At 61.2% G+C, this 25,359-nt stretch carries 20 protein-coding genes; 17 read left to right on the top strand and 3 right to left on the bottom strand.

Going from position 1 to position 25,359, the window contains the following annotated elements; translation table 11 throughout:
• Positions 1 to 156: 156 nt before the first annotated feature.
• The 4 genes from gcl (at position 157) to ACE04I_RS25125 (ending at position 5,010) form a co-directional block, all read left to right on the top strand.
• On the top strand, positions 157 to 1,941 hold the full coding sequence (gene gcl / locus ACE04I_RS25140) for a glyoxylate carboligase (protein WP_487207717.1): 1,785 nt from the start codon (positions 157 to 159) through the stop codon (positions 1,939 to 1,941).
• 32 nt (positions 1,942 to 1,973) lie between these two features.
• Positions 1,974 to 2,792 (top strand): hydroxypyruvate isomerase, encoded by an 819-nt coding sequence (gene hyi / locus ACE04I_RS25135; RefSeq protein WP_046797354.1) that lies wholly within the window; start codon positions 1,974 to 1,976, stop codon positions 2,790 to 2,792.
• 3 nt (positions 2,793 to 2,795) lie between these two features.
• Positions 2,796 to 3,680: a 2-hydroxy-3-oxopropionate reductase gene (locus ACE04I_RS25130; protein WP_487207716.1), complete on the top strand. Its 885-nt coding sequence runs from the start codon at positions 2,796 to 2,798 to the stop codon at positions 3,678 to 3,680.
• Positions 3,681 to 3,741: 61 nt separating this feature from the next.
• Positions 3,742 to 5,010, top strand: a complete 1,269-nt coding sequence (locus tag ACE04I_RS25125) for a glycerate kinase type-2 family protein (RefSeq protein ID WP_487207715.1) — start codon at positions 3,742 to 3,744, stop codon at positions 5,008 to 5,010.
• An 86-nt stretch (positions 5,011 to 5,096) separates the two neighbouring features.
• Here ACE04I_RS25125 and ACE04I_RS25120 read toward each other — a convergent pair whose 3' ends face one another.
• On the bottom strand, positions 5,097 to 5,993 hold the full coding sequence (locus tag ACE04I_RS25120; RefSeq protein ID WP_487207714.1) for a LysR family transcriptional regulator: 897 nt from the start codon (positions 5,991 to 5,993) through the stop codon (positions 5,097 to 5,099).
• Between the two features lie 108 nt (positions 5,994 to 6,101).
• Here ACE04I_RS25120 and ACE04I_RS25115 point away from each other — a divergent pair, with 108 nt between their 5' ends.
• The 6 genes from ACE04I_RS25115 to acnA all read left to right on the top strand — a co-directional run bounded on the left by ACE04I_RS25115 (position 6,102) and on the right by acnA (position 14,267).
• Positions 6,102 to 7,130, top strand: coding sequence for an alpha/beta hydrolase (locus ACE04I_RS25115; protein ID WP_487207713.1), 1,029 nt, complete (start codon positions 6,102 to 6,104; stop codon positions 7,128 to 7,130).
• 431 nt (positions 7,131 to 7,561) lie between these two features.
• Positions 7,562 to 8,533, top strand: coding sequence for a Bug family tripartite tricarboxylate transporter substrate binding protein (locus ACE04I_RS25110; RefSeq protein WP_487207712.1), 972 nt, complete (start codon positions 7,562 to 7,564; stop codon positions 8,531 to 8,533).
• A 48-nt stretch (positions 8,534 to 8,581) separates the two neighbouring features.
• Positions 8,582 to 9,046 carry a tripartite tricarboxylate transporter TctB family protein gene (locus tag ACE04I_RS25105; protein WP_487207711.1) on the top strand — a complete coding sequence of 155 codons (465 nt, stop codon included), beginning with the start codon at positions 8,582 to 8,584 and terminating at the stop codon, positions 9,044 to 9,046.
• A 23-nt stretch (positions 9,047 to 9,069) separates the two neighbouring features.
• Complete coding sequence (locus ACE04I_RS25100; RefSeq protein ID WP_487207737.1) at positions 9,070 to 10,569, top strand: tripartite tricarboxylate transporter permease; 1,500 nt, start codon at positions 9,070 to 9,072, stop codon at positions 10,567 to 10,569.
• 74 nt (positions 10,570 to 10,643) lie between these two features.
• On the top strand, positions 10,644 to 11,525 hold the full coding sequence (locus tag ACE04I_RS25095; protein WP_487207710.1) for a GntR family transcriptional regulator: 882 nt from the start codon (positions 10,644 to 10,646) through the stop codon (positions 11,523 to 11,525).
• Between the two features lie 117 nt (positions 11,526 to 11,642).
• Entirely contained in the window at positions 11,643 to 14,267 is a 2,625-nt protein-coding gene (acnA, locus tag ACE04I_RS25090) for an aconitate hydratase AcnA (RefSeq protein ID WP_487207709.1), read from the top strand.
• Between the two features lie 4 nt (positions 14,268 to 14,271).
• Here the strand turns inward: acnA and ACE04I_RS25085 are convergent, their stop codons facing one another.
• A complete protein-coding gene (locus tag ACE04I_RS25085; RefSeq protein ID WP_046797362.1) occupies positions 14,272 to 15,225 on the bottom strand; it encodes a LysR family transcriptional regulator in 954 nt (317 codons plus the stop codon).
• Between the two features lie 125 nt (positions 15,226 to 15,350).
• Here ACE04I_RS25085 and ACE04I_RS25080 point away from each other — a divergent pair, with 125 nt between their 5' ends.
• The 6 genes from ACE04I_RS25080 (at position 15,351) to ACE04I_RS25055 (ending at position 22,766) form a co-directional block, all read left to right on the top strand.
• Positions 15,351 to 16,295, top strand: coding sequence for an ABC transporter permease (locus ACE04I_RS25080; RefSeq protein ID WP_487207708.1), 945 nt, complete (start codon positions 15,351 to 15,353; stop codon positions 16,293 to 16,295).
• The gene (locus ACE04I_RS25075; protein ID WP_487207707.1) at positions 16,292 to 17,110 is read left to right on the top strand and encodes an ABC transporter permease; all 819 of its coding nucleotides are present in this window, start codon (positions 16,292 to 16,294) and stop codon (positions 17,108 to 17,110) included. The genes ACE04I_RS25080 and ACE04I_RS25075 overlap by 4 nt, the downstream gene beginning before the upstream one ends.
• Complete coding sequence (locus ACE04I_RS25070) at positions 17,107 to 18,735, top strand: ABC transporter ATP-binding protein (protein WP_487207706.1); 1,629 nt, start codon at positions 17,107 to 17,109, stop codon at positions 18,733 to 18,735. The genes ACE04I_RS25075 and ACE04I_RS25070 overlap by 4 nt, the downstream gene beginning before the upstream one ends.
• A 77-nt stretch (positions 18,736 to 18,812) precedes the next feature.
• Complete coding sequence (locus ACE04I_RS25065; RefSeq protein WP_487207736.1) at positions 18,813 to 19,589, top strand: serine hydrolase; 777 nt, start codon at positions 18,813 to 18,815, stop codon at positions 19,587 to 19,589.
• Between the two features lie 27 nt (positions 19,590 to 19,616).
• Complete coding sequence (locus ACE04I_RS25060) at positions 19,617 to 21,161, top strand: ABC transporter substrate-binding protein (protein ID WP_487207705.1); 1,545 nt, start codon at positions 19,617 to 19,619, stop codon at positions 21,159 to 21,161.
• A gap of 132 nt (positions 21,162 to 21,293) precedes the next feature.
• Positions 21,294 to 22,766: a M20 family metallopeptidase gene (locus tag ACE04I_RS25055; RefSeq protein ID WP_487207704.1), complete on the top strand. Its 1,473-nt coding sequence runs from the start codon at positions 21,294 to 21,296 to the stop codon at positions 22,764 to 22,766.
• Positions 22,767 to 22,832: 66 nt separating this feature from the next.
• Here the strand turns inward: ACE04I_RS25055 and ACE04I_RS25050 are convergent, their stop codons facing one another.
• Entirely contained in the window at positions 22,833 to 23,585 is a 753-nt protein-coding gene (locus ACE04I_RS25050; RefSeq protein ID WP_487207703.1) for an IclR family transcriptional regulator, read from the bottom strand.
• Positions 23,586 to 23,782: 197 nt separating this feature from the next.
• Here ACE04I_RS25050 and ACE04I_RS25045 point away from each other — a divergent pair, with 197 nt between their 5' ends.
• A complete protein-coding gene (locus tag ACE04I_RS25045; protein ID WP_046797370.1) occupies positions 23,783 to 25,357 on the top strand; it encodes an ABC transporter substrate-binding protein in 1,575 nt (524 codons plus the stop codon).
• Positions 25,358 to 25,359: the final 2 nt, after the last annotated feature.

The following is a 25,359-nucleotide window of genomic DNA, read 5'->3' as shown; positions in this document are numbered from 1 at the left end:
GTAACTCCTCTGCACTTTCTGGCACGTCCGCGCTGTCGTGGATTGCCACAGATTACTTGAAAATGTTTATTTCCGCGTGGTGGGAATAATTTCCATTCTTTTATTGCCCGCTACGCTGAATGGGATAACCTCCAGGCCAAGAGACGGAGGAAGCCCATGGCTAAGATGCGTGCTATAGACGCGGCGGTACTGGTTCTGGAACGGGAAGGCATCGATTGTGCTTTCGGCGTTCCGGGTGCTGCGATCAATCCCTTTTATTCGGCGCTGAAGGCGCGCGGTTCGGTGCGCCACATCCTCGCCCGCCATGTTGAGGGTGCAAGCCACATGGCTGAAGGCTATACCCGCGCCCGCGCCGGCAATATCGGTGTTTGCATCGGCACTTCCGGCCCGGCCGGTACGGACATGATCACCGGTCTGTATTCGGCCTCGGCGGACTCGATCCCGATCCTCTGCATCACCGGCCAGGCGCCGCGTGCCCGCCTCGACAAGGAGGATTTCCAGGCGGTCGATATCGCCAAGATCGCCGCTCCCGTCACCAAATGGGCCGTCACCGTCATGGAGCCGGCGCTGGTGCCCTTCGTCTTCCAAAAGGCGTTCCACACCATGCGGTCCGGCCGTCCCGGCCCGGTTCTGATCGACCTGCCGATCGACGTCCAGCTCGCCGAGATCGAGTTCGATATCGAGACCTATGCTCCGCTCGAGCCCTACAAGCCGTCCGCGACGCGGGCGCAGGCGGAAAAGGCGCTCGCCATGCTGAACGCGGCGGATCGGCCGCTGATCGTCGCCGGCGGCGGCATCATCAATGCAGATGCCTCGGACCTGCTCGTCGAGTTCGCGGAGATCACGGGCGTTCCGGTCATCCCGACGCTGATGGGGTGGGGTACGATCCCGGACGACCACCAGCTGATGGCCGGCATGTGCGGTCTGCAGACCTCGCATCGCTACGGCAATGCCACGCTGCTTGCCTCCGATTTCGTCCTCGGCATCGGCAATCGCTGGGCAAACCGCCATACCGGCAATGTTCCGACCTATACGGAAGGCCGCACCTTCGTGCATGTCGACATCGAGCCGACGCAGATCGGCCGCGTCTTCGCCCCCGATTTCGGCATCGTCTCGGATGCCGGCGCGGCGTTGAAGCTTCTCCTCGACGTTGCGACGGAGTGGAAGGTTGCCGGCAAGCTCAAGGACTGGTCTGCCTGGGCGGAGGAGTGCCGCGAGCGCAAACGCACCATGCTGCGCAAGACCCATTTCGACCAGACGCCGCTCAAGCCCCAGCGCGTCTACGAGGAGATGAACAAAGCCTTTGATCGTGACACCTGCTATGTCTCGACCATTGGTTTGAGCCAGATCGCCGGCGCGCAGTTCCTGCACGTCTACAAGCCGCGCAACTGGATCAACTGCGGCCAGGCCGGTCCGCTCGGCTGGACGCTGCCGGCGGCGCTCGGCGTCCGCGCGGCCGATCCGGATCGCCCGATCGTCGCGCTCTCCGGCGACTACGACTTCCAGTTCATGATCGAGGAGCTTGCGGTCGGCGCGCAGCACAAGCTGCCCTACCTGCATGTGGTCGTGAACAATTCCTATCTCGGCCTTATCCGCCAGGCACAGCGCGGCTTCAACATGGATTTCGAGGTCAGCCTCGCCTTCGACAACATCAACGCCTCCGGAGATGCGGAGAAGGGCTACGGCGTCGATCACGTTGCCGTCGCCGAAGGTCTCGGCTGCAAGGCAATCCGCGTGCGCAGCCCGAACGAGTTCCAGGAAGCCTTCACCACGGCACAGAAGCTCATGGAGGAGCACCAGGTTCCGGTTGTCATCGAGTTCATCCTCGAACGCGTCACCAATATTTCCATGGGCGCCGACATCAACGCCGTCGTCGAGTTCGAGGAACTTGCCGAACGCGGCGAGGACGCGCCGACCGCCACGCTGGTCGGTCTCGACTGAGGGCAATTGCGCAAAATAGAGGGAGAACAACCATGCCGAAGTTTGCGGCCAATCTGACGATGCTCTTCAACGAGGTGCCGTTCCTCGATCGCTTCGCGCTCGCCGCTAAGGCCGGCTTCGACGGCGTCGAATACCTCTTTCCTTATGATTTCGACAAGGAGGCGCTGCGCGCCGCGCTCGATCTCAATGGCTTGACCCAGGTGCTGCACAACCTGCCGGCCGGTAACTGGGCTGGCGGCGAGCGCGGTATCGCCATCCTGCCGGACCGGGTGGACGAGTTCCGCCGCGGCGTGGCGTCCGCGATCGACTATGCGACCATGCTCGGCTGCAAGCAGATCAACTGCCTCTCCGGCATCGCGCCGGTCGGAGTTTCGGACGAGGTGCTGAGAGCAACCTTCGTCGCCAACCTGAAATTCGCGGCCGACGAACTCGGTAAGCACGGAATCCGGCTGCTGATCGAGCCGATCAACCGTTTCGACATTCCGGGCTTCTACCTCAACACGCCGGATCAGGCGGCCTCGATCATCGCCGAGGTCGGCAGCGACAACCTGTTCATCCAATACGACCTCTACCACCAGCAGCGCACCGAGGGCGAGCTGATCGGCACGTTCAAGAAGCACCAGGCACAGATCGCCCACGTGCAGCTTGCCGACAATCCGGGCCGTAACGAGCCGGGCACCGGCGAGATAGCCTATCCCTTCGTTTTCGAGGCGCTCGATGCACTCGGCTACGACGGCTGGATCGGCTGCGAATACAAGCCGCGCGCCACGACCCAGGAAGGGCTCGGCTGGTTCGCCACCGCGGTCGGCCGGCAGGGCAAGAGCGCAGACATTCTCAAGATCAGGAGCTAAGTTATGGCAACAATCGGATTTATCGGCCTCGGCATCATGGGCACGCCGATGGCGCGCCACCTTCAGGACGCCGGCCATAAGGTCGTCACCTCGAAGTTCGTCATCCCGCCGCGCCAGGAGCTTCTCGACAACGGACTGGAATTCGTCGAGACACCTAAGGCGCTTGCCGAAACCGTCGACACGATCATCCTGATGCTGCCGGATACGCCGGAAGTGAAAGACGTGCTCTTCGGCGAAAACGGCGTCGCCTTCGGTCTTTCAGCCGGCAAGCTCGTCATCGACATGAGCTCGATCTCGCCGATCGAAACGAAGGAATTCGCAAAGAGGGTTCGCGGTACGGGCGCCGAATATATCGATGCTCCGGTTTCCGGCGGCGAGGTGGGCGCCAAGAACGCGACCCTGTCGATCATGGCGGGCGGGTCGCAGGAAAGCTTCGACCGGGCGCTGCCCCTCCTCCAACTGCTGGGCAAGAACATCACGCTCGTCGGCGATTGCGGTGACGGCCAGGTGACCAAGGTCGCCAACCAGATCATCGTGGCACTGACGATCGAGGCGGTTTCCGAAGCGCTCGTCTTCGCCTCCAAGGCCGGCGCCGACCCGGCACGGGTGCGCGAGGCCCTGATGGGCGGCTTTGCCTCCTCCCGCATCCTGGAGGTTCACGGCGACCGCATGATCAAGCGCACGTTCGATCCGGGCTTCCGCATTTCGTTGCACCAGAAGGACCTGAACCTGGCGCTGCAGGGTGCCAAGTCGCTCGGCATCGCTCTGCCCAACACCGCCTCGACGCAGGAGCTCTTCAATCTCTGTGCAGCCAATGGCGACAGCGGGCTTGACCATTCCGGTCTCGTCAAGGCACTCGAGCGTATGGCGAACCACGCCGTCGCATGACGGCCGAGCCGGGTGGCGAAGAGGAGCGCCGCCCGGCTTTTTCTAAAGCCGGAGAAAATCGATGCCGACCATTGCCGATCCGCGCGCCTTTCTGGAAGCGCTTTTCCATGTAGCGGTCGCTGCTGCCGATCCGGAGAAGGTGCTGGCCGCCAATCTGCCGGAAAGGCCGAAGGGCCGGACGATGGTGATCGGGGCCGGCAAGGGTGCGGCACAGATGGCGCGGGCCTTCGAACGGCTTTGGGACGCGCCGCTTTCCGGCGTCGTCGTTACCCGTTACGGCTATTCCATTCCCTGCGAACGGATCGAGGTTCTGGAAGCCGCCCATCCGGTGCCCGACCAGAACGGTTTGATGGCTTCCGGCCGGCTGATGGCTGCCGTGCGGGGCTTGACGGAAGACGACCTCGTCGTCGCGCTCGTCTGTGGCGGCGGTTCTGCGCTTCTGCCCGCACCCGCGGGCGAGTTGACGCTCGAGGATGAGATTGCCGTCAATCGGGCGCTGCTCGCCTCCGGTGCGCCGATCAGCGCGATGAATGCCGTGCGCAAGCAGGTCTCGCGCATCAAGGGTGGCCGCCTTGCGGCGCTCGCCCATCCGGCGCGTGTCGTCTCGCTCGTCGTCTCCGATATTCCTGGCGACAATCCCGCCCTTGTGGCTTCTGGGCCCACCATTGCGGATGCGACGACCCGCGCCGATGCGCTGCGCCTCATCGAGCGTTACCGCCTCGATCTGCCTGAAGCGATCATGCGCCATATCCGCGAGAACAGCGACGCCCCACCCTTGCCATCCGATGTTCGGTTTGCCCGCAACGAGGTGAAGCTTGTCGCATCTGCCGCTGTTTCGCTGGAGGCTGCCGCGGAAGCCGCACGCAAGGCGGGTGTCGAAGCGGTCATCCTTTCCGATGCCATCGAGGGGGAAGCATCCGGGGTTGGGCGTGTTCATGCGGCGATCGCCGCGGAAGTGGTTCGCCGCAACCGACCGTTCCGAAAGCCCACCGTCATTCTCTCCGGCGGCGAGACGACGGTGACGATCAAGGGTAAGGGCAAGGGCGGGCGAAACAGCGAATTCCTGCTCTCGCTGGCCTGTGGCATCGACGGTCTGGAGGGCGTTTCCGCTCTTGCAGCCGATACTGACGGTATCGATGGCTCGGAGGACAATGCCGGCGCGTTTGCCGACGGCACGACCGTCGCGCGCCTTGCCGAACGCCAGGCGGACGCCGCCGAATTCCTTGTTCGCAACGACAGCTGGACGGCCTTTTCGCGGCTGGGCGACCTGTTCGTGCCGGGCCCGACGGGCACCAATATCAACGATTTCAGAGCGATCCTCATCCAATAGGATGGTACCTTGGACATTGCTTCTTCATGCGGTTCCAAGATCGGGCTCCTCGTAGCTTCCGAGCTTGTCATCGAAACCTGGAACGCTCAATTGGGCTCCGCGCGAATGAAGTTGAGAAAAGCCCGCAGTTTGGGCGGGACGAGCCGTCGACTTGGATAGTAAACGTAGAGCGGATCGAGCGTCGGACAGAACGTCTCCAAGACCTTCACTAAGCTTCTGTCATGCAAGTGCCTGCTTGCGAGGCGCTCGGTGGTGTAGGCGAGTCCGACCCCCTGTGCCGCCGCTTCCACCACGAGTGGCATGGTGTTGGCCGAAAAGTGGGGATCGGGCGTGAAACCGTATTCGCGGCCGTCCTCCACCAGGTCCCATTGCGAGACGGTGCGTGTCGATGAAAAGCGGTAGGCGATGCAGCGATGATCCACGAGATCGGCTGGACACAGAGGTGTGCCGTGCTCAGCAAGATAGGCGGGACTCGCCAGAACGGCGTTCTTCAGTGCACCGGTTGCCCGGAGGGCGATCATGTCCGCGTCCAGAAGTTCGCCAATACGGACGCCTGCGTCGAAGCCCACGGCTGCGATATCGACAAAGGTGTCGTCGAAGACGAGATCGAGCCGTATATCGGGATAGGCCGCCAGGAACCTGCCCATTAGCGGTTCTATCAGCAGCGGCCCGGCAATCCATGGCAGACTGAGACGCAGCGTGCCTGCAGGACGATCTTTGGCTTCCGCGAGGGCAAGGCCGGCTGCCTGAATTTCCTCGGCCGCCGGGCGCACTCTGGCGAGATAAGCAGCCCCGGCCTCGGTCAAGCCGACGCTGCGCGTCGTGCGGTTCAGCAGTCTTATACCGAGCCGCTCCTCAAGTCCCTTTACCGCTTCGCTCAGGGAAGGCGGTGTGACACCGAGTTCGGCTGCGGCTCGCGTGAAATTTTTTGTCTCTGCGACCTTCAGAAAGGCGACGATACCGCTGAGTTGATCAAGTCGCATTATAAGGTTTTCCCGAATAGGCATGTAAAAGGTAGGCGATTTTTCAGGATAATAAAAGGAGGCAAGGTCTTCTCGACGCCGTGTGGTGTCCAATCGAATAGGAGACCAATGATGACCTCCAACCTTCTTGTGCCCACTCGCCGAGTTTTCCTCGGGCAATCCGCCTTTGCACTGGCGTCCGTCGCGAGTTTCGGCTTCTCCACCTTTGCCAAAGCGGCTCCCTTGGCCAATGCTGACGAAGTCGCGGTTCACAAGGTCCGTTTTGCGGCTGGCGACAGCTTTCTTGTCGGCAACCTCTACATGCCAGCCAACTACCGCGCCGACGGCCGCTACCCTGCCATCGTAGTTGGCGGATCGCTGACTGCGGTCAAGGAGATGATGGGCGGCATCTATGCAGCCGAGATGGCAAGACGCGGGTATATTGCGCTTAGTATTGACTATCGCCATTACGGCGAAAGTGGTGGTAGGGCTCGCCAGTACGAGGATCCGGAGGCCAAGGCCGAGGATCATGCAGCGTCCGTTACCTTTCTCGCGTCGCGCTCGGACGTGCGCCCGGAGAGTATTGGCCTTCTTGGCATATGCACCTCGGGCGGAACGGTCCTTTATGCAGCTGCCCGCGACGATAGAATTGCGGCGATTGCTTCTGTCGCCAGCCATCTGGCAGAGCCTGCGGTAACCAATCCCTTGCTCTACGGCGGACCGGAAGGGGTAGAACAGCGCCGCGCAGCAGGCCGAACAGCCCGCGCGGAGTACGAGCGCACAGGTCAAAATCGGATGATTCCTGCTTACCACAACTCTGATCCGAGTGCCTCTCATGTCGGGCCGATGGAATACTACATGGACGAGACTCGCGGCGGTGGCGTGATCGAATGGACGAACGCCTTCGCCGTCATGTCGTGGGAGCCGTGGCTTGCGTTCGATCCCATTCGCGAAACTGGGCGGATAACGACACCGGCGCTGATCGTCCACTCCGACGGATGCGCGTTACCAGATCAGGCACGCAAGGCCTATGATCTGCTGCAGGGCCCCAAAACCCTTCACTGGACTGACGGCAATCATTTCGATTTCTATGACGGCGGGAAGGTGCCGGAAGCCGCGCACGCCGTGGCGCAACACTTCGGCAAATATCTCGCCTAAGAATGCCACCTCTGCTGCCGTTCGAAGCTCATTCCGGGGCGTTCTCGCCTCGGATTCGATCGAAAGGCATTCGCTTTTCCAAGATTCTTAGCCCTCGGCATTCTGTGTTGCTCACCCACCGTGAACGTCGCGGCGCAAGGCGCATCGCCGCCGCAAAGCCAGGTACATCCACAATGATGCGTTTAGCGTCACGCTCGGTTTGAAGTCGTTATAGTCTGCAAGGGCCTCTCTACCCGGTCTCAACATCCCATGGATCTTCGTTGAACCCGAAGTGCGGCACTCCGTTCGAAGCGGGAAAGCCAGGTCTTCCTCAAGCCGTGCTGCGGCCGTCCTTTGCGATGACGCTATTTACTTTTGTTATTATATAATGCAAATCTCTTCATCTCGGCTCCGGAGGGGAGCTGACAAGAACGTGAGGAGGGCAATCGCTCATGCGTAATTTCTTCAGGCACGGCCTCATGGCCGCGATAATCGGCAGCTCGCTTGCCGCTGGCGCAATTTCCGTTTCGGCTCAGGGGCTCGAGCTGACGATCACGGCACCCGCCGGAGCTGGTGGGGGATGGGATGCTGCATCCCGTTCGCTTCAGGAAGTGATGATGGCGACGGGTGCCGCAAAAAGCGTGCAGGTCGTCAATGTTCCGGGCGCCGGCGGCACCGTGGGTCTTGCCCAGTTCGTCGGTTCGGCGAAGAGCAGCCCCGACCAGTTGCTGGTTGCCGGTATCACCTTGGTCGGTGCAAGCATCTCCAACAAGTCGCCCGTCGACCTTACCCAGGTAACGCCGCTTGCGCGGCTGACCGGCGATCCGCTGGTCATTGTCGTGCCGAAGGATTCGCCGATCCAGACGATCGACGAACTCCTGAAGACCATCAAGAGCGATGTTGCCAAGGCGATCTGGGTCGGCGGTTCGGCGGGCGGCGCGGACCATATACTTGCGGCGCTCGTCACCCAGGCGGCCGGAGAAGATCCCAGCAAGATCAATTATGTCGCCTATTCCGGAGGGGGCGAAGCGCTGGCAGCCATGCTGGGCGGCCAGGCAGCCGCGGGTATTTCCGGCTACGGAGAATGGCAGGGTCAGATCGAGTCCGGCGACCTGAGGGCCCTGGCGATTTCCTATCCCGAACCGATCGAAGGTATCGAGGCGAAGCCGCTGAAAGCCCAAGGTCTCGATATCGAGCTCGTGAACTGGCGTGGCGTTTTCGCCGGACCCGGCGTTGAGGGTGCAGACCTGGAGGCGCTGAAGGCCTCCATCGAGAAGACGGTCACCTCCGACAGATGGAAGGAGCTTCTCAAGGCTCGCGGCTGGACGGATTACTACGCTCCCTCCGACGAATTCAAAACCTTCGTCGCTTCGGAAACGGATCGCGTTCACGGCATCCTGAAGTCGATCGGACTGGCGGACTAATTCGGGAGGCGCAGGGAGGGGCATCCTTCCTGCGCCCAAGAGGACGTTATGAGCGGCAAGACCCTACACACTCCCAATCGCCCCGCCGCCGTGGCGGCGGTCATACTCTTCGCCATCGCTTTCATCACCTATTGGGATGCGAGTGCGATGACGGTCCGCGCCAGCTATGGAATGGGCGCAAACGCGACGTCTTATTTCGTCGCGGTGCTGTTCGTCGCGCTTGGCGTCGGGCATCTCGTCAGCGCGTTCAAGCCTTTCGATCTGGAGGCGGAAGCATCCGACTGGAAAGCCATCGGCTGGATAGGTTTGGCGCTTGCTTCGCTCATCGGGTCCATCTGGCTCGGCGGCGGTTTCATTGTGGGCTCGACCCTGCTCTTCGCATTCACGGCGCGCGCCTTCGGTCGAAGGGCCCTATTGGCAGACATTTGTCTTGGCGCCGTGCTCGCGATCCTGATCTTCCTGTTGTTCAACAAGCTCCTGACGCTGGCCCTGCCCCAGGGGCCGCTCGTATAAGAGACAGCTTCTAAGGTGCGATGATGGAATCTTTTGCTCTTCTCTTCGACGGATTTTCGCTGGCGACCCAGCCGGCCAATCTGGTCTATGCGGCAATCGGTGTCATCATCGGCACGGCGGTTGGCGTTCTCCCTGGTATAGGCCCGGCGCTGACCGTGGCGCTTCTTCTTCCGGTGACGTTCAAGCTCGATCCGGGCGGTTCCATCATCATGTTCGCGGGCATTTATTATGGTGGGATGTATGGCGGCTCCACAACGGCGATCCTGCTGAACACACCGGGGGAAAGCGCTTCCGTCGTTACGGCCTTGGAAGGCAACCGGATGGCCCGGTCCGGCCGCGGCGGGCCGGCGCTGGCAACGGCGGCGATCGGTTCCTTCGTCGCCGCGTTCATCGCAACGATTGCCCTGGCATTCCTGGCGCCGCTTCTGGTCAAGATCGCGGTGAAGTTCGCGCCCTGGGATTATTTCGGGCTGATGCTGATCGCTTTCGTGACCGTCTCGGCAACCTTCGGGTCTTCTCCCCTGCGCGGCCTGACGAGCCTGGCTTTCGGCCTGTGGCTCGGACTGATGGGGATCGACCAGTTGACCGGTCAAGCGCGTCTCACCTTCGGCGTGCCCGAGCTTCTCGACGGGATCGAAGTCACCACGCTTGCCGTAGGCCTGTTTGCAATCGGCGAGGCCCTGGTGGTGGCCTCGCGTCATCTCTACAAACCCGAAAAGCCGATCCCCATCAAAGGCTCGATCTGGATGAGCATGGAAGACTGGGCAAGATCCTGGAAGCCATGGCTTCGCGGAACGGCAATCGGGTTTCCCATCGGGGCGCTTCCTGCGGGCGGCGCGGAGATTCCGACGTTTCTCAGCTACAATATCGAGAGAAAGCTCAGTCGGAAGTCCGAGGAATTCGGTTCGGGGGCGATCGAGGGCGTTGCCGGCCCGGAGGCGGCAAACAACGCCTCGGCGGCGGGGACTCTCGTGCCCCTTCTGACGCTTGGACTTCCCACGTCGGCGACAGCGGCGGTTATGCTGGCGGGTTTCCAGCAGTACAACATCCAACCCGGTCCTCTCCTGTTTGCGCAGCATGCCGATCTGGTCTGGGGTCTGGTCGCCAGCCTGTTCATCGCCAATGTCATGCTTCTGGTGCTGAACCTGCCGCTGATCGGTCTTTGGGTGCGACTGTTGGCAATTCCTTTGCCCTGGCTCTATGCGGGAATTCTCGTCTTCGCCTCTATGGGAACGATCGCCGCCAATCCGTCGGTGGTGGAACTTCTCCTGCTGACTGGCTTCGGCGTGGTCGGCTTCCTCATGCGGCGCTATGATTATCCCATCGCTCCCGCAGTCGTCGGATTGATACTTGGTCCACTTGCCGATAATGCGCTCAGAAGATCGCTCCAGATGAGTCTTGGCGATCCCATGGTCTTCCTGCAGCATCCAAGTTCGGCGATCATGACGGGGATAGCCTCCATCGCGCTGGTCGCGCCGTTCATCTTCAAGGGCCTGTCCCGCTTCCAGCAGGATGAAGACTAGGGGATACTGGAATACCTCCGGGCTCACGCCATATCGGCCGAGCCCGGCGGGATTGGAAAAGCGCAGGTATCTAGATGGCAAGAAACAGTCTGTCTCCTCAGATCAGCAACAGCATCATCGAGTTCGTGAAATCGAAGGAGATGCGGAAAGGCGAACACCTTCCCCTCCAGATGCTGGCGGACGCGTTTCGCGTTTCCCGCGCGCCCGTGATGAGCGCCCTGCGCCGCCTCGAAGGCGAAGGGGTCGTGCGCGCGGAGGCAAACCGCGGCTATTTTCTCGCGGTCGACGCGGAAAACCTGGGCGACGCCTCCCGGCCGACCGAACGGGAAGACGGCGAGGACGCCGTCTATTTCCGGATTGCGGAAGACCGGCTGGCGAGCAGACTGCCGGAGCGGGTAAGCGAAGCCGAACTCATGCGGCTCTACGAGCTGCCGCGCAGCCGGCTTTTGAAGATCCTGCACCGTATTGCCGACGAAGGCTGGATCGAGCGGCTACCAGGGAATGGCTGGACATTCAGGCAGACGCTGACATCCAGGCAAAGCTACGAGGACGGCTATGCTTTCCGCGCCGTTATCGAGCAACAGGCGATGCTGCTTCCGAGCTTCGAGCCCGATCTCGAGGAGCTGCAGCGTGCCCGCCAGACACAGACGGTGCTATCGGCCGGCGGCTATCAGACCTGGTCCCGCGCCGAGATATTCAAGGCGAACAACGAGTTTCACGAAATGCTCGTCGGGTGGTCGAAGAACGAGTTTTTCCTGGACTCGATCAGGAGGATCAACCGCCTGCGTCGACTGATCGAGTACCAGATCACCATCGATCGCAGCCGTCTCCCCAAACAGACGGAGGAGCATCTTCACATTCTCGACCTTATCGAGAGCGGTCGAAGAAGCGAGGCTGCGGCGTTTCTCTACACGCACATCATGGGCGCGGGCCGGATCAAGGCCCCGCAGGTTTAGCGTGCAGGCACATTCCGGTAGAGGGTTTTGTGTTCTCCGAATATTGCATTTTATTATCATAATATGTAGAAACGAAGCGAGCGCCGAAGCAGGTTCGGCAGCGAGTTGGATAGCACGATGACAGCAGTCGACACGTTGGAAGCCGAAGGGTGCGTCTATCAGTTCATCGACCTTGAGAAGGAAACCGATGGCAAGCTGAACCAGATGCCCTTCATCCATCGCATCCTGCTCGAAAACGTCCTGCGGCGCGGGGGCGAGGATGCTGAAGCCGCCAAGGCCGCGATCCTGGCCTGGCTGGATACCGGCACGAGCGAAGCGGAAATTCCCTTCCTGCCCAATCGGGTGCTCATGCATGACACCACTTGCGGCCCGGCCCTGGTGGATATCGCCGGAATGCGCTCGGCGCTGGCCGAGGCAGGTGGAGATCCCTCCTTGCTCAACCCGGTGGTACCCATTGACGTATCGACGGACCATTCGGTCGCCGTCGACGCCTTCGGTTCCTCCGAGGCCCTCAATGTGAACATGCAGCGCGAATACGGTCGCAACAGCGAGCGATACCGCTTCATGAAATGGGCGGCGAACACGCTGAAGGATTTTCGGGTGCATCCGCCGGGCACGGGCATCATGCACACCCTTAATCTCGAACGCCTGGCGACGGTGGTCGCGACCGAGGAGAGCGAAGGCCGGCCATGGGTGGTGCCGGATACGCTTATCGGCACGGACAGCCATACTCCGATGATCAACGGCATCGGGGTGCTGGCATGGGGTGTCGGGGGGCTGGAGGCCGAAAGCGTCTTCTTCGGCATGCCTGTCGCTCTTCGCGTGCCGGAGGTTGTCGGGGTACGTCTCACCGGCCGCCTAAGAGAAGGCGTGCTGGCGACCGATTTCGTGCTGACGGTGACCCACGCCCTTCGCCAGATAGATTTGCAAGACAAGTTCGTTGAGTTCTTCGGGCCGGGTGTCTCGACGCTGACGGCAGGCGAGCGGGCGGTGGTGGCGAACATGACGCCCGAGTTCGGCGGAAACAGCGGCTATTTTCCCATCGACCGAATGACTCTGGACTATCTCGTCTCGACGGGCCGCTCGCGCGAGCATGTCGATCTGGTGGAGCGCTACGCCCGTCGGGCCGGGCTGTGGTTCGATCCCGCGGCGGAACCGCGTTACACGTCCGTCGTGTCGATCGATTTGAGCAGGATCGAAGCGAGCCTTGCGGGTCCGTGTCGGCCACAGGATCGGCTCGCCGTCGGCGAGGCTGCGGCATCCCTCGCGCCCTTGAAGAGGAAAAACTCGAAAACTGGAGGGGAGGGCGAGCCGAACGACGGCGCGGTCGCGATCGCGGCGATAACCAGTTGCACGAATACGTCCGATCCTCGGCTGCTCCTTGCCGCGGGATTATTGGCGAGGAAAGCGAGGGCGTTCGGCCTGCGGCCGTCGCATTGGGTCAAAACCTCCCTTGCGCCTGGCTCGCCGACCGCCGAGCGTTACCTGACGCGCGCGGGCCTGCTTGAAGACCTGGAAGCGATCGGCTTCGGCATCGTAGGGTATGGTTGCACGACCTGTATCGGCAATTCCGGACCATTGACGGAGCCGATCGAGCGGGCGATGTCGGAGCGGGATATTCTGCCGGTCGCGGTCCTCTCGGGAAACCGCAATTTTCCAGGCCGCGTGCATCCGCAATTGGAGGCCGGATTTTTGGCCTCGCCGCCGCTCGTCATTGCCTTCGCCCTGGCCGGCACGGTCGATATCGATATCACCCGTGAACCCATCGGCATGACGGCCGATGGTCAGCCTGTGACGCTTGCGATGCTTTGGCCGACGGCAGCCGCGATCGACGAGGCGGTGGCCGCGGCGTCGGATCATGGGGATTATTCGCCGGCTTACGAGAAAGCTGAAAGCAGCCCCGCCTGGCAGGCGCTAGACGCGCCGACCACGACGCTTTTCCCATGGGACGACAAGTCGACCTATATCCGGCGGCCGCCATTCGCCGGCTTCGGCGAGGGCACGCTCCTCGGCCGCTATCTGGCTCATCCGATCATGGTGCTGGGAGACGATGTCACCACGGATCATATTTCTCCGGCCGGGGCCGTTCCCGCCGGCAGTGCTGCCGGGAAATACCTGGTGGAACGCGGCGAAAACCCGCTCGATCTCAATGTCTATTCTTCCCGCCGCGGCAATTGGGAGGCCATGGTCAGGGGCCTGTTCACGAACAAGACCGTCCGCAACCTGCTAGGATCGGACATCCCTCCCGGCTCCACCGTGCACGTTCCTTCCGGGCAGGTCATGCCGCTTTGGGAAGCGGCAGAGAGATATAGGCTCGAACAGCAGCCCCACGTCCTGGTGGCGGGAGAGCGCTACGGAATGGGCTCGTCCAGGGATTGGGCCGCCAAGGGCGTGTCTTTGCTCGGGGTCCGGGCGGTGCTCGCGCTGAGCTTCGAGCGCATTCACCGCTGGAACCTCATCGGCATGGGCATCCTTCCTCTGAGGCTACCAGCGGAATGGGGGCCTTCCGGGCTTGCATTGCAGCCGGGCGACCTCGTCGAGGTGGACGCCGAGGAGACGCACATCGCGCCAAGAAAGCCCGTGCGCATCGTCATCAGGAGACGGAACGGCGAGACGATTTCGTTTCAGGCTACGGCTGCGATCGAAACCTCGACCGAGGTGAAGATCCTGCAAGCCGGCGGAATACTGCCGCTCATCCTGCGCAACGCCCTCGAAAGCTCCGAAAACAGGGAAGTCGTGTAATCAGTCATTCGGGCGGAGGCCGGTCAAGAGCACTGGCGAAGGCGCGGCGTGGCCGACTTTGATCCTGTGAGCGGGTGATCTGCCGCTTCAATGCCTCGCAGAGACCGAGAGCGGCGATCGACAATGGCACGGCTCCCACACGTGTTATTCCGAACTTCTGGATCGACCTTGGGCGGAACGGTCGCTGGACTATGGGAAGCTCTCGAAAGAGATTGGCGTAAAAGCTGCTGATGATTGCCACCCCAAGACCGGAAGCCACGTAGGAACATGCGGAGCTGTTCGTGTGGGTTTCGATCTTGACGAAAGGCTTGACGCCGTTTCGAGCAAATGCCTGGTCGAGGACCAGGCGGTTCGGCCTTTGACGGCCGATGAGGATCAGAGGGACATCGACCAGATCGCCGGGGGTCACCTCTGATCGGGCAGTCAGTGGATGATCTGACGGAAGGACGCACACGTTTTCCCCGGTCGCCACTTCATCGACCACGATGCCGGAGCCGAGGTTTTCTTCCAGCCTCAGTAAGCCGATATCGATCACGCGATGTTCGACAAGCCGTCTTATGGCCGTGGTTGTCTCAAAAAACGTTTCGATGCGAACGCCGGGGAAGTGGTGCGTGAAGTCGATCAGCATTGCGGGCGCAAAGTGTTCCCACATGCTGATCGGCAATCCGACGCGAACCGTTTCCTGACCCGAGACCCCCTTCCTCAGATCTTCCGCCCGGGCCGACATGCGCTCGAGCGCCATCAAGACGTCCTGCGCGTCCTTCGCCAACAATATCGCCTCAGGCGTTGGGATCAGGCGGCCTTTTTCGCGCAGGAAAAGGGTCATCGAAAGATCGGACTCGAGCTGCTGCAAAAGGCGACTGACCCCGGATTGGCTCAAGCCGGTCACTCTGGCTGCAGCAATCGTCGAGCCGGTCGTGATCAGGGCACGAAGGATTTCCAGTTGATTGAGGTTCATTCTCGTCAAGCCTCGCGTCAGCAATGAATAGAGATATGAAGAATCTCATAATATTGCAGGATTTTTGCAGATCGTCATAGTGTCCATACAAAAGCTGCAAGGCACGGACCTGAGCAGGGGAACCAATGTTACGATTTATACTGAACCGCCTGCTTATGGCGCTGCCGACGATCGCATTCGTTTCGGTGACGGTCTTCGCGCTGATCCGTTTCATCCCCGGTGACCCCGCGGCCCTGATGCTCGGCGATGGCGCCGAACCCCATCAGATCGCCGCGATGCGCACAGAACTCGGCCTCGACCAGTCGATGCCGCAGCAATTCCTGATCTGGGCCGGCAATGTGTTGCAAGGAGATTTCGGCCGCTCCATTGTCAACGATGAGGCCGTGCTGCCGCTGGTGGTGTCGCGCTTCATGGTTAGCGCCGTGATCGTCGTCGTGGCGGTGCTGCTGGCCAGCCTGATCGCCGTGCCGGCCGGCGTAATCGCCGCCTGGCGTCAGAACAGCCTGATGGATCTGGCCTTGGTCGGTACCGCAACGGTACTTCTTTCCATCCCCACCTTCTGGCTCGGCTTGCTGTTGTTGCTGCTCTTTGGCCTGAAGCTCGGCTGGTTACCGGTATTGGGTTATGTCTCGCTCGCCGACAACGTCATTGGCGGTATGCTTTATCTCGTGCTTCCGATCATGACGCTGGTGATCCACGAGGCGGGCGTGTTGATCCGCATGGCCCGCGCTTCGACGCTAGAAGTGCTGCGTCTCGACTACATTACCCATGCTCGCGCCAAGGGTCTCTCCGAAGGAGCGGTGCTCTGGCGGCATGCCTTCAAGAACGCCTTCGGACCGACCTGGACGATGATCGGCCTCATCCTGGGCAATCTGCTCGGCGGCATCGCTGTCATCGAAACGGTCTTCACCATTCCGGGCCTCGGCCGGTTAATGGTGGACAGCATTTTTGCCCGTGATTACCCGGTCATCCAGGGATGCCTGCTCTTGGTGTCGCTCTCCTACGTGCTGGTCAACCTTGTCGTCGACCTGCTCTATCCCCTCTTCGATCCGCGTGTTGTTGCCGAATGAAAAAGTTTACGTTCAACGGGCTCATCGGCGGCATTTTGATCGCCATCCTGCTTGCCACTGCCGCCATCGGTCTCTTCTGGACGCCGTTCGACCCGATGAAGCTCTCCTTCACCGCGCGGCTTGCTGCCCCGAGTGCGGAACATCTTCTGGGCACGGACGAGTTCGGCCGTGACGTGCTCAGCCGCCTGATGATCGGTGCCCGGGCCAGCGTCTGGATCGGGGCGTTGACCGTCGGTTTTGCGACCGTCTGCGGTACGCTTATTGGTCTGGTCAGCGGCTATGCCCGTGGTTGGACGGATGGGCTCATCATGGCGGTCAACAACGCGCTTCTCGCCTTTCCTGGCATCTTGCTGGCGCTCGGCCTGCTGGCCGTCTTCGGCGCCAATCAGTACGGCATCATCTTCGCGCTCGGCATTGCCTATACGCCTTCCATGGCCCGCGTCGTGCGGGGTGCAGTATTGTCGCTGCGTGAGCGGGAGTTCATCGAGGCCTCGCGGGTAATGGGCAACGACGAGCTCTATACGATGTTCCGCCATATCCTGCCGAACTGCCTGGCGCCGATCACCGTTCTCGCCACCTCGATGTTCGGTTGGGCGATCCTGTCTGAAAGCGCGCTGAGCTTTCTGGGGCTCGGCGTGCCGCCGCCGGCTCCGACCTGGGGCAACATGCTGGCGGCGGGGCGTCCCTTCATCCAGCAGGCCGTCTGGCTTGGGCTCTTTCCGGGTTTCTGCATCGCGTTGACCCTTCTCGGCATCAACCTTTTGGGCGACGCCCTTCGCGACAGGCTCGATCCGCGCATGAGAGGTCTGAAATGACGACGGAAACACTTCTAACCGTCCGTGATCTCTCGCTGGAGGTCGCAAGAACCGGCCACGCAGTCGTCAGCAACGTCAATTTCGACATTGCCGCGGGCGAGATCTTCGGGATCGTGGGCGAAAGCGGTTCGGGCAAGACCCTCGCCACGCGAGCGCTGATCTCGCTCCTGCCGCAGGCGATCGCCGTTACCGGCGGATCGGTCGCCTACAAGGGGCGCGACGTAATGGGGATGAAGAGCCGCGAGCTCCGACGCCTGCGCGGCGCAGAGATCGGCGTCGTCTTCCAGGAACCGATGACCTCGCTCAATCCGTCGATGACCATCGGCCGCCAGCTGGAGGAGGGACTTGCCCTCCACACGAAACTATCGGCGGAGGAGCGCCGAGAACGCATTCTCGACATGCTGAAACGTGTCGGCATAGGCGATCCGGAAGGCGCGCTGACCGCCTACCCCCACGAGTTTTCAGGCGGGATGCGCCAGCGCATCATGCTGGCGTCCGTCATGCTTCTGAAGCCGGCGCTCTTGATTGCCGACGAACCGACCACTGCGCTCGACGCGGTCATCCAGCGCGATGTCATGGAACTGATGGTGGAACTGACACGGGCGGAAGGCACGGCTGTGCTCCTGATCAGCCACGACCTGCCCATGGTGGCACGGTACACCAGCCGCATGGTAGTGATGGAAAAGGGCGTGATCGTCGAGCAGGGCAGGACCGAGGACCTGCTGGAGGCGCCCAAACACCCTTATACCAAGAGACTACTCTCCTCGCTGCCGCTCCGCGGCGAGTTGCGTGAGATAGACACGTCGAAGGCGCCCATGGTGTCGGCGCGCAATATCGTCGTCGATTATGCCGGTCGCAAGTCGCTTCTGAGGAAAGCCGGGTCGAAACGGGCGCTGCATGGCGTCAGCATTGATATCCACGAAGGCGAAGTCGTGGCGCTCGTTGGAGGGTCCGGCTCGGGCAAGACGACGCTTGGCCGTACCATTGCCGGCCTTGTCAAGGAAAGCGAAGGACAGATCCGGTTCCAGGGGCGCTCGCGCGACGAGGACTGGATCGACTACCGCCTGAACTGCCAGATGGTGTTTCAGGACCCCTATTCCTCCCTTGACCCGCGCATGACGATCGAGGCGCTGGTCGAAGAGGCGCTGAGATTGGTGCCCGGTCTTGACGCCGAGGCCAAACGCAAGCGAGCCCATGAAACCCTTGAAGAAGTTGGATTGGGCGTGGATTACGCCGATCGTTATCCGCACGAGCTTTCCGGCGGTCAGCGCCAGCGTGTGGCGATCGCCCGCGCCATTGCCCGACGGCCCCGCTTTTTGATCGCCGACGAGCCGGTTTCCGCGCTCGACGTAACGGTCCGGGCGCAGGTGCTCGATCTCTTCTCCGACCTGCAGAAGCGCTACGGCTTCTCCTGCCTGTTCATCAGCCATGATCTCGGCGTCGTGGAGCAGGTGGCCGATCGGGTCGTCGTCATGCAAGACGGCCGGATCATCGAACAGGGCGACCGCGATACGATTTTCGACAGTCCGAAGGAGGCTTACACGCGCCGCCTCCTCTCGGCCATTCCCGCCCTTGATCAGAATGCACAGGGTGGCGTGTCACTCAAATGGCGCCTGGAGGCATGACCTTGACCACGAATTCCGAAGCGCTGAAGAAAGCCCTTAACGAGATCTGCGATGCACAGCCCTTCGTCACCCGCTTCATGGCGCGAAATCTTCTGACCGGCGAAACGGTCGGCCGGGGTGAACACGAGGAAACGCCATCGGGAAGCACCCGTAAGACTTCGATCATGATGGCTGCGCTCAAGGCTGCAACGGAAGGCCGCATCGATCTCGAAGAGCGGATCACCTACGAGAAGCGCTTGTCCGAAGAGGTTGCAAGCGGCATGTTCCGCTATCTTACCCCCGGGGTCGTCATTTCACTGCGCGACGCCATCACCGGCATGATGGTGCTGAGCGACAACGTCTGCACCAAGATGGTACTCGAGCGGCTGACGCTTGAGGAAGTCGACGGTTATTGCAAGTCGCTCGGCATGGTCAACACGCATCATCGTTTTCTCATCCCGCCGCTCGCGCTTGCGGTTGATCATCCTCTCGAAACGGTAACGACCACTTCCGCCGCAGATCAGGTTTTGCTTTTGCAGACGATCCTGGACGCCCAAACCTCTCCCGAGGCGCAGCGGAAGCTGGGATGCAGTCCAGACCTGTGCGTATGGTCGCTTCAGACGCTTCGCAACCAGGTGCTGAGATACGGCATCCATTCCCGCCTGCCATTTGAGACGGTCGTTGCAAGCAAGAGCGGCCGCGGCAAGCGCGGACGCATGGATGCCGGCATCGTCTATCGCAATGGCGCTCCGCTCTTCATCATGACCGCGTATACGGACGACGTTCCGTCCGCGCTGCCCGACGGTACGCCCGGATATACGATGGCACTCGAAACAATCGGCAGACTCACGCGCGCCTGCTGGGATCGCTTCTAGTTCTAAACGCCAAGAAAGGGGAACAACATGAGCAAGATACTGCTGGCAAGCTACATGTTCATCGCGATGGCGGCGCCATCGTTCGGCTCCGAAATCATCGTCGCGCTGAATGCCGATATTCGCAGCAACAATCCTGGCGTCAATCGCGACGGGAACACCGACGGCGTGATCCGGCACATCGTGGAGGGGCTCGTCGGGCCTACCGATAACGGCGAGATCAAGCCGCTGCTCGCGGAAAGGTTTGAGACATCGGAGGATGGGCTGACCTACACGTTCACGCTGCGGGATGGCGTGAAGTTTCATAACGGCAGTCCGCTTACCGCCGATGATGTGGTCTGGACCTTCAAGCGCTACCTGGACCCCGCTACCAAATGGAGCTGCCTGTCGGACTTCAACGGCACCAAGAAAACCAAGATCGAATCCGTCGAGGCAAAAGATACAAAGACGGTCGTCATCAAGATCAACTCGCCGAGCGGGGCCTTTCTTGGCAGTCTGTCGCGGCCCGAATGCGGTTATTCGGGCATTCTGTCAAAAGCGTCTATAAATGCGGACGGCACCTTCGCACAGCCGATCGGAACCGGGCCGTTCAGGTGGGGCGAGTGGAAAAAAAGCGAATACATCACGCTGACGAAATTCGACGACTATGTTTCGCCGGCAAATGACGGCAAGCCGGACGGCCTGGTCGGCTCGAAGCGCCCGCTCGTCGATCGGGTGAAGCTGATGATCATTCCGGACGGTGCGACGGTGAAAGCGGGCTTGGAATCTGGTGTCCTGCAGGCATCCGATATTCCCCCGAGCCTCATCCCCGAATACAGAAACCACCCGACCCTGCAGCTCATCGTCGCGCCGAACAACGGCAAGAACCTGTTTTATATGCAGACGAAGGACAAGGTGCTCAGCAATCCGGCCGTGCGCAGGGCGATGGCTGCGGCGCTGGATCTCGATGAGCTGGTGGCCGCCGCATCGAACGGCACGGGCAGCGCCAGCGCTTCGATCATCGCTTCTCACTCGGCCTATTTCAGCGAGGTCCAGAAAAAGCGCATCCCCTACGATCCTGAAGCAGCCAAGAAGGAGCTCGAGGACGCCGGCTACAAAGGTGAGCCGATCACCATCATCGCCAACAAGCGAGGGGATGTTCCGAGCTTTCCCGCCGCGGTCATTGCGCAAGCGATGATGCAGCAGGTTGGCTTAAACGTGCAGATTGAAGTCCTCGACTACGCGACCCAGGTGGAGCGCCGCCGCGCCGGCAATTATCAGGTGATTTCCCAGTCGGTCGCACCGCGCTTTGATCCAGTTTTCGCCTACAGTTTTTATGTGGGCGACAAGTCGAAAGATCCATCGCTGATGTGGGATGATCCGAAAGCGATCGAACTCATGAACGCGGCTTACGTCGAACGCGACGAGACCAAGCGGCAAGCCATTTTCGACGAGTTCCACGAATTGATGCTGCGGGAAATGCCGGGCATCTTCCTCTATGACATGGTCGATGTCTGGGGTGCCACCAAGAAGCTGAAGGGCCTGCCGGTCTGGCAGTCCAATCCCAGGCTTTGGGAAGTCTCGATAGAGGACTGAGCCTCTCTACCGCGCCGAGGCAACACTGGCGCGGTTCACCCAACGATCGGAAACCATCGATCCGGCGCGGCCGCCGGACAGTGCTTCTACGTCCATATCGGAGGCACAAGCACATGGACTTGAGGACATGCTATGAAGCGGGAAGCAATGATGTCGATCTCCGCGGCGATCGACGCGATGAAGCCGGCCTATGCCGCGCTCAGCGACAGCATTTGGGAATTCGCCGAGCTGAAGTTCGAAGAGCGGCGCTCTTCCGAAATCCTTGCCAGAACGCTCGAGGAGAACGGCTTCACCGTTCGCCGGGGTGTGGCGGAAATGGATACGGCCTTCATCGGTGAATATGGCAGCGGGATGCCGGTGATCGCCTTTCTCGGCGAGTTCGACGCGCTGGCGGGCATGAGCCAGGCCGCCGATCTTACGCAGCCTCGACCCGTCAACCCCGGTGGCACGGGACATGGCTGCGGTCACAATCTCCTCGGGGTAGGCTCGCTGATGGCCGCCATCGCGCTTGCCCAGCATCTTGAGGCCAACGGCATTTCCGGCACCGTACGCTACTACGGCTGCCCCGGCGAGGAGGGCGGTTCGGGCAAGGCTTTCATGGTGAGGGCGGGTGAGTTCAACGATGTCGATACGGCGCTGACCTGGCATCCAGCACCCTTCAACGGTGTCCGCTCCACCAACAATCTGGCCGTCCTCGAATATTACTACCGCTTCAGGGGCGTTGCGGCACATGCGGCCAATTCCGCCCATCTCGGGCGCTCCGCGCTGGATGCCGTGGAGCTGATGAATGTCGGCGTCAATTTCCTACGCGAACACATGCCGCAGGATTGCCGCCTGCATTATGCGATCACCGATACGGGCGGCAGAGCCGCGAATGTGGTGCAGGCACGTGCGGAAGTTCTTTACCTTATCCGCGCTCCGGAAATGCCGCAGGCCATGGAGCTTGCCGCCCGCGTGGAGAAGGTGGCGCGCGGTGCCGCGATGATGACCGAGACAGAAGTGGAGATCGTCTTCGATACCGCCTCCACCAATCTCCTGCCCAATATAGCGCTGGAAACAGCCATGCACCGGAACATGGTGGAGCTCGGTCCGATCGCTTTTGACGAGGCCGATCTTGCCTTTGCGAAATCGATCCAGCAAACCTTCACGGACGAGGCGATCAGAAGCAGCATCAAGCTTTATCAGATCAAGGGTGACGTCTTCTCCAACGCCAAGGTCGATGGAAGCACGCCGTTACATCTGGGCCTCAGAGACTTCGATGGTCAGTCGCATTTCCGTGCGGGCTCCACCGATGTAGGTGACGTCAGCTGGGTAACGCCCACCGCGCAATGCTGGACGCCGGCTTGGGCGATCGGCACCAATCCGCACACCTGGCAGGTAGTGGCGCAGGGCAAGAGTGCGGCGGCGCACAAGGCGATGGCGCATGCCGCCAAGGCACTCGCAACCACCGGGCTTTCGCTGATGATGTCGCCGGAACTCTTGGCCGAGGCCAAGACGGAATGGCACGAGAAGACCAGCGGCAAGCCCTATGTCTGCCCGATCCCACCGAATGTGACGCCAGGCAAACATCTTGCGGAAGGAGCAAATCCGTCAAAGGCGGAATGATCCGGTTCGCGCATGCTGGATCGGGTGGAAATCATGCATTTCCCGAAATTGCCCACGCCCCGTCTTCTACCAGCCGATCCCCTTGGAGATTTGCTGCGCCGCATCCTTCAAGAGCACCACGAAACGCTGAAGGTCATCTTCTTGGGTGCGGAATGCGGGTGCGGCGATGTTCAAGGAGGCAACGACCGAGCCGTCGAACGCCAGGACCGGCACCGCCGCTGAAACCAGCTGGTCGCTGACTTCGCCGCGGCTGATGCAATATCCGTCTTTCCGGATAGCCTGCAGCTGAGCGGCCAACCGGACCGGATGGGTAATGGTGCGGGCCGTGAAGCGGCTGAGCTGCTCGGGAAGCATCTGTTTTTGAACCTGCGGCGGGAGGAATGCCAGCAGCACCTTGCTGGAACCAGCATGCAGTGGCCGGCGCCGACCGATCATCGCATGTACCCTCAGATCCCTGGTGGGCTCGAACTTGGCGATGCAAAGGGCTTCGGAGTTGTCGATGATCCGAAGCTGGACGGTTTCGTTCACCTTCTGGCCGACATCTTCCATGATCGGGCTTGCAATTCTCACGAGGTCGACCTGGGTGGACGCCGCCGTTCCGAGGACGAGAATGGCGTTTCCGAGACGGAACCCCCCTTTGGTGGTCTTCTGCACCATTCCACGGTGTTCCAGTGTGCGTAACATTCGAAGGATGCGAGGTTTTGTTTCGCCTAATGACCGGGCAATGTCCGATAATCTGCTGCCAGGATGTTTGGCCACCTCCATGAGTACCGAGATTGCGGTATCAACGGACTGAATTATATTGGGTTTATCGGTCATTCCTGGATCTGTTTCGCTCTTTCTGTGGAGGCGGACGAATGGGAGAAACTGCGTTTTGAAGGGAGTTTCGCACAGCGTAACACAATTTATTTCCGTTTGACAGCCGTGTGACGGATTTCTAACAATTCAGTCAGCGGTCGTACCGCGGAAGCCGGCAGCAAGACCGGCGGCAGGTCGAGCCTATCGAGAGAGGAACAATGACAAACACAATCGTGAAATCGGCAGCCATGGCGCTGCTCGCAACCGTTGCTATTCCCGCCGTTTCGCTGGCGCAAAGCGTGCCGCTTATCATCGGCATGTCGACGACGCCCACGACGCTCGATCCTCACGAGGACAGCTCGGCGCCGAACAACGCGACCTCGCGGCATATCTGGGACAGTCTCATCGACCTGACGGGAACCTCCGCCAATGAGCCGGAACTGGCAACAGAGTGGAAGGCGGTGGACCCTACCCATTGGGAGTTCAAGCTGCGCGAAGGGGTGAAATTCCACGACGGCAGCACGTTCGATGCGCAAGATGTGATCGCTTCGCTGCTGCGGGCCCGTGACAAGCCCAGCCAGGGCTTCGCCTCCTACACCCGCAATATCGTCAACGTCACGGCGAAGGACCCGCTGACGGTGGTCGTCGAGACCAGCGTGCCGGACCCGCTGCTGCTGAACTCGGTCAGCCGTATACGCATCATCAGCGCGGACTGTGCCGAGGCTCCGGTCCAGGATTTCGACAACGGCAAATGCGCCATCGGCACCGGCGCCTACGTTTTCTCTTCCTTCTCTCCCGGCGACCGCCTCGTCCTCAAGCGTAACGAAGACTATTTCGCGGGCGCCTCCCACTGGTCGGACGTGACCCTTCGCTTCCTTCCCGATGACGGCGCGCGATTGGCATCGCTTCTGTCGAACGAGATCGACATCATCGAAGCCCTGCCGGCTGATGGCATGGCACGCGTCGAAGAGAGCAGTGATCTGCAGGTCATCAACGGTCAGTCCTCCCGCTTCGTCTATATCGGCATGGATGTGAGCAAGGATGTTTCGCCCTTCGTCAAGGCGTCCGACGGTTCGGCCCTGGACCGCAATCCTTTGAAGGATGAGCGGGTCCGCCGTGCGATCCTGATGGCGATCAACCGCCCGGCCATCGTCGAGCGCGTCATGCAGAAGAACGGCACGGTCGCCGACCAGTTCGTTGCTAAAGGCTATATGGGGCACTCGGATGCGGTCGAGCCGGTCGGCTACGATCCGGCGGCGGCCAAGGCGCTTCTTGCCGAAGCGGGCTATCCCGAAGGCTTCCGCCTGACGCTTCACGGTCCCTCGGGCCGCTATGTCAAGGATAGCGAAGTCGTCCAGGCGGTCGGCCAGATGCTGGCCCGGATCGGCATCCAGACGCAAGTTGAGGTCCAGCCGTGGTCGATGTATTCCGATGCCTATGCGAACGGTGACTTCAGCATGTTCCTGGGGTCCTGGGGCGTCAATACCGGTGAAACCACGAACCCGACGGTTGCCCTTGTTGCAACCCGCGACGAGGAAAAGGGCACCGGCCGCTACAATGGTGGCGGCATTTCGGACGCGAAGATAGACGAGGTTCTGGCCAAGGCCAGTTCGACGCTCGATGAAGCGGAGCGGCTTCCGCTGCTCGAGGAATTGTCGAAGTTGACTTTCGACAAGCTCTGGCTGCTGCCGATGCATTACGAGAACGTCGTCCTCGGCGCCAAGGCATCCGTCCGTTATACGCCCCGCGGCGACAAGTACACGCTCGCCTATTTCGTGGAACCCGCTCAATAACC

This window comes from Rhizobium moroccans, assembly GCF_057559155.1.
The sequence above is the reverse complement of the archived record's forward strand: the minus strand, read 5'-3'. Positions and strand labels throughout refer to the sequence as shown.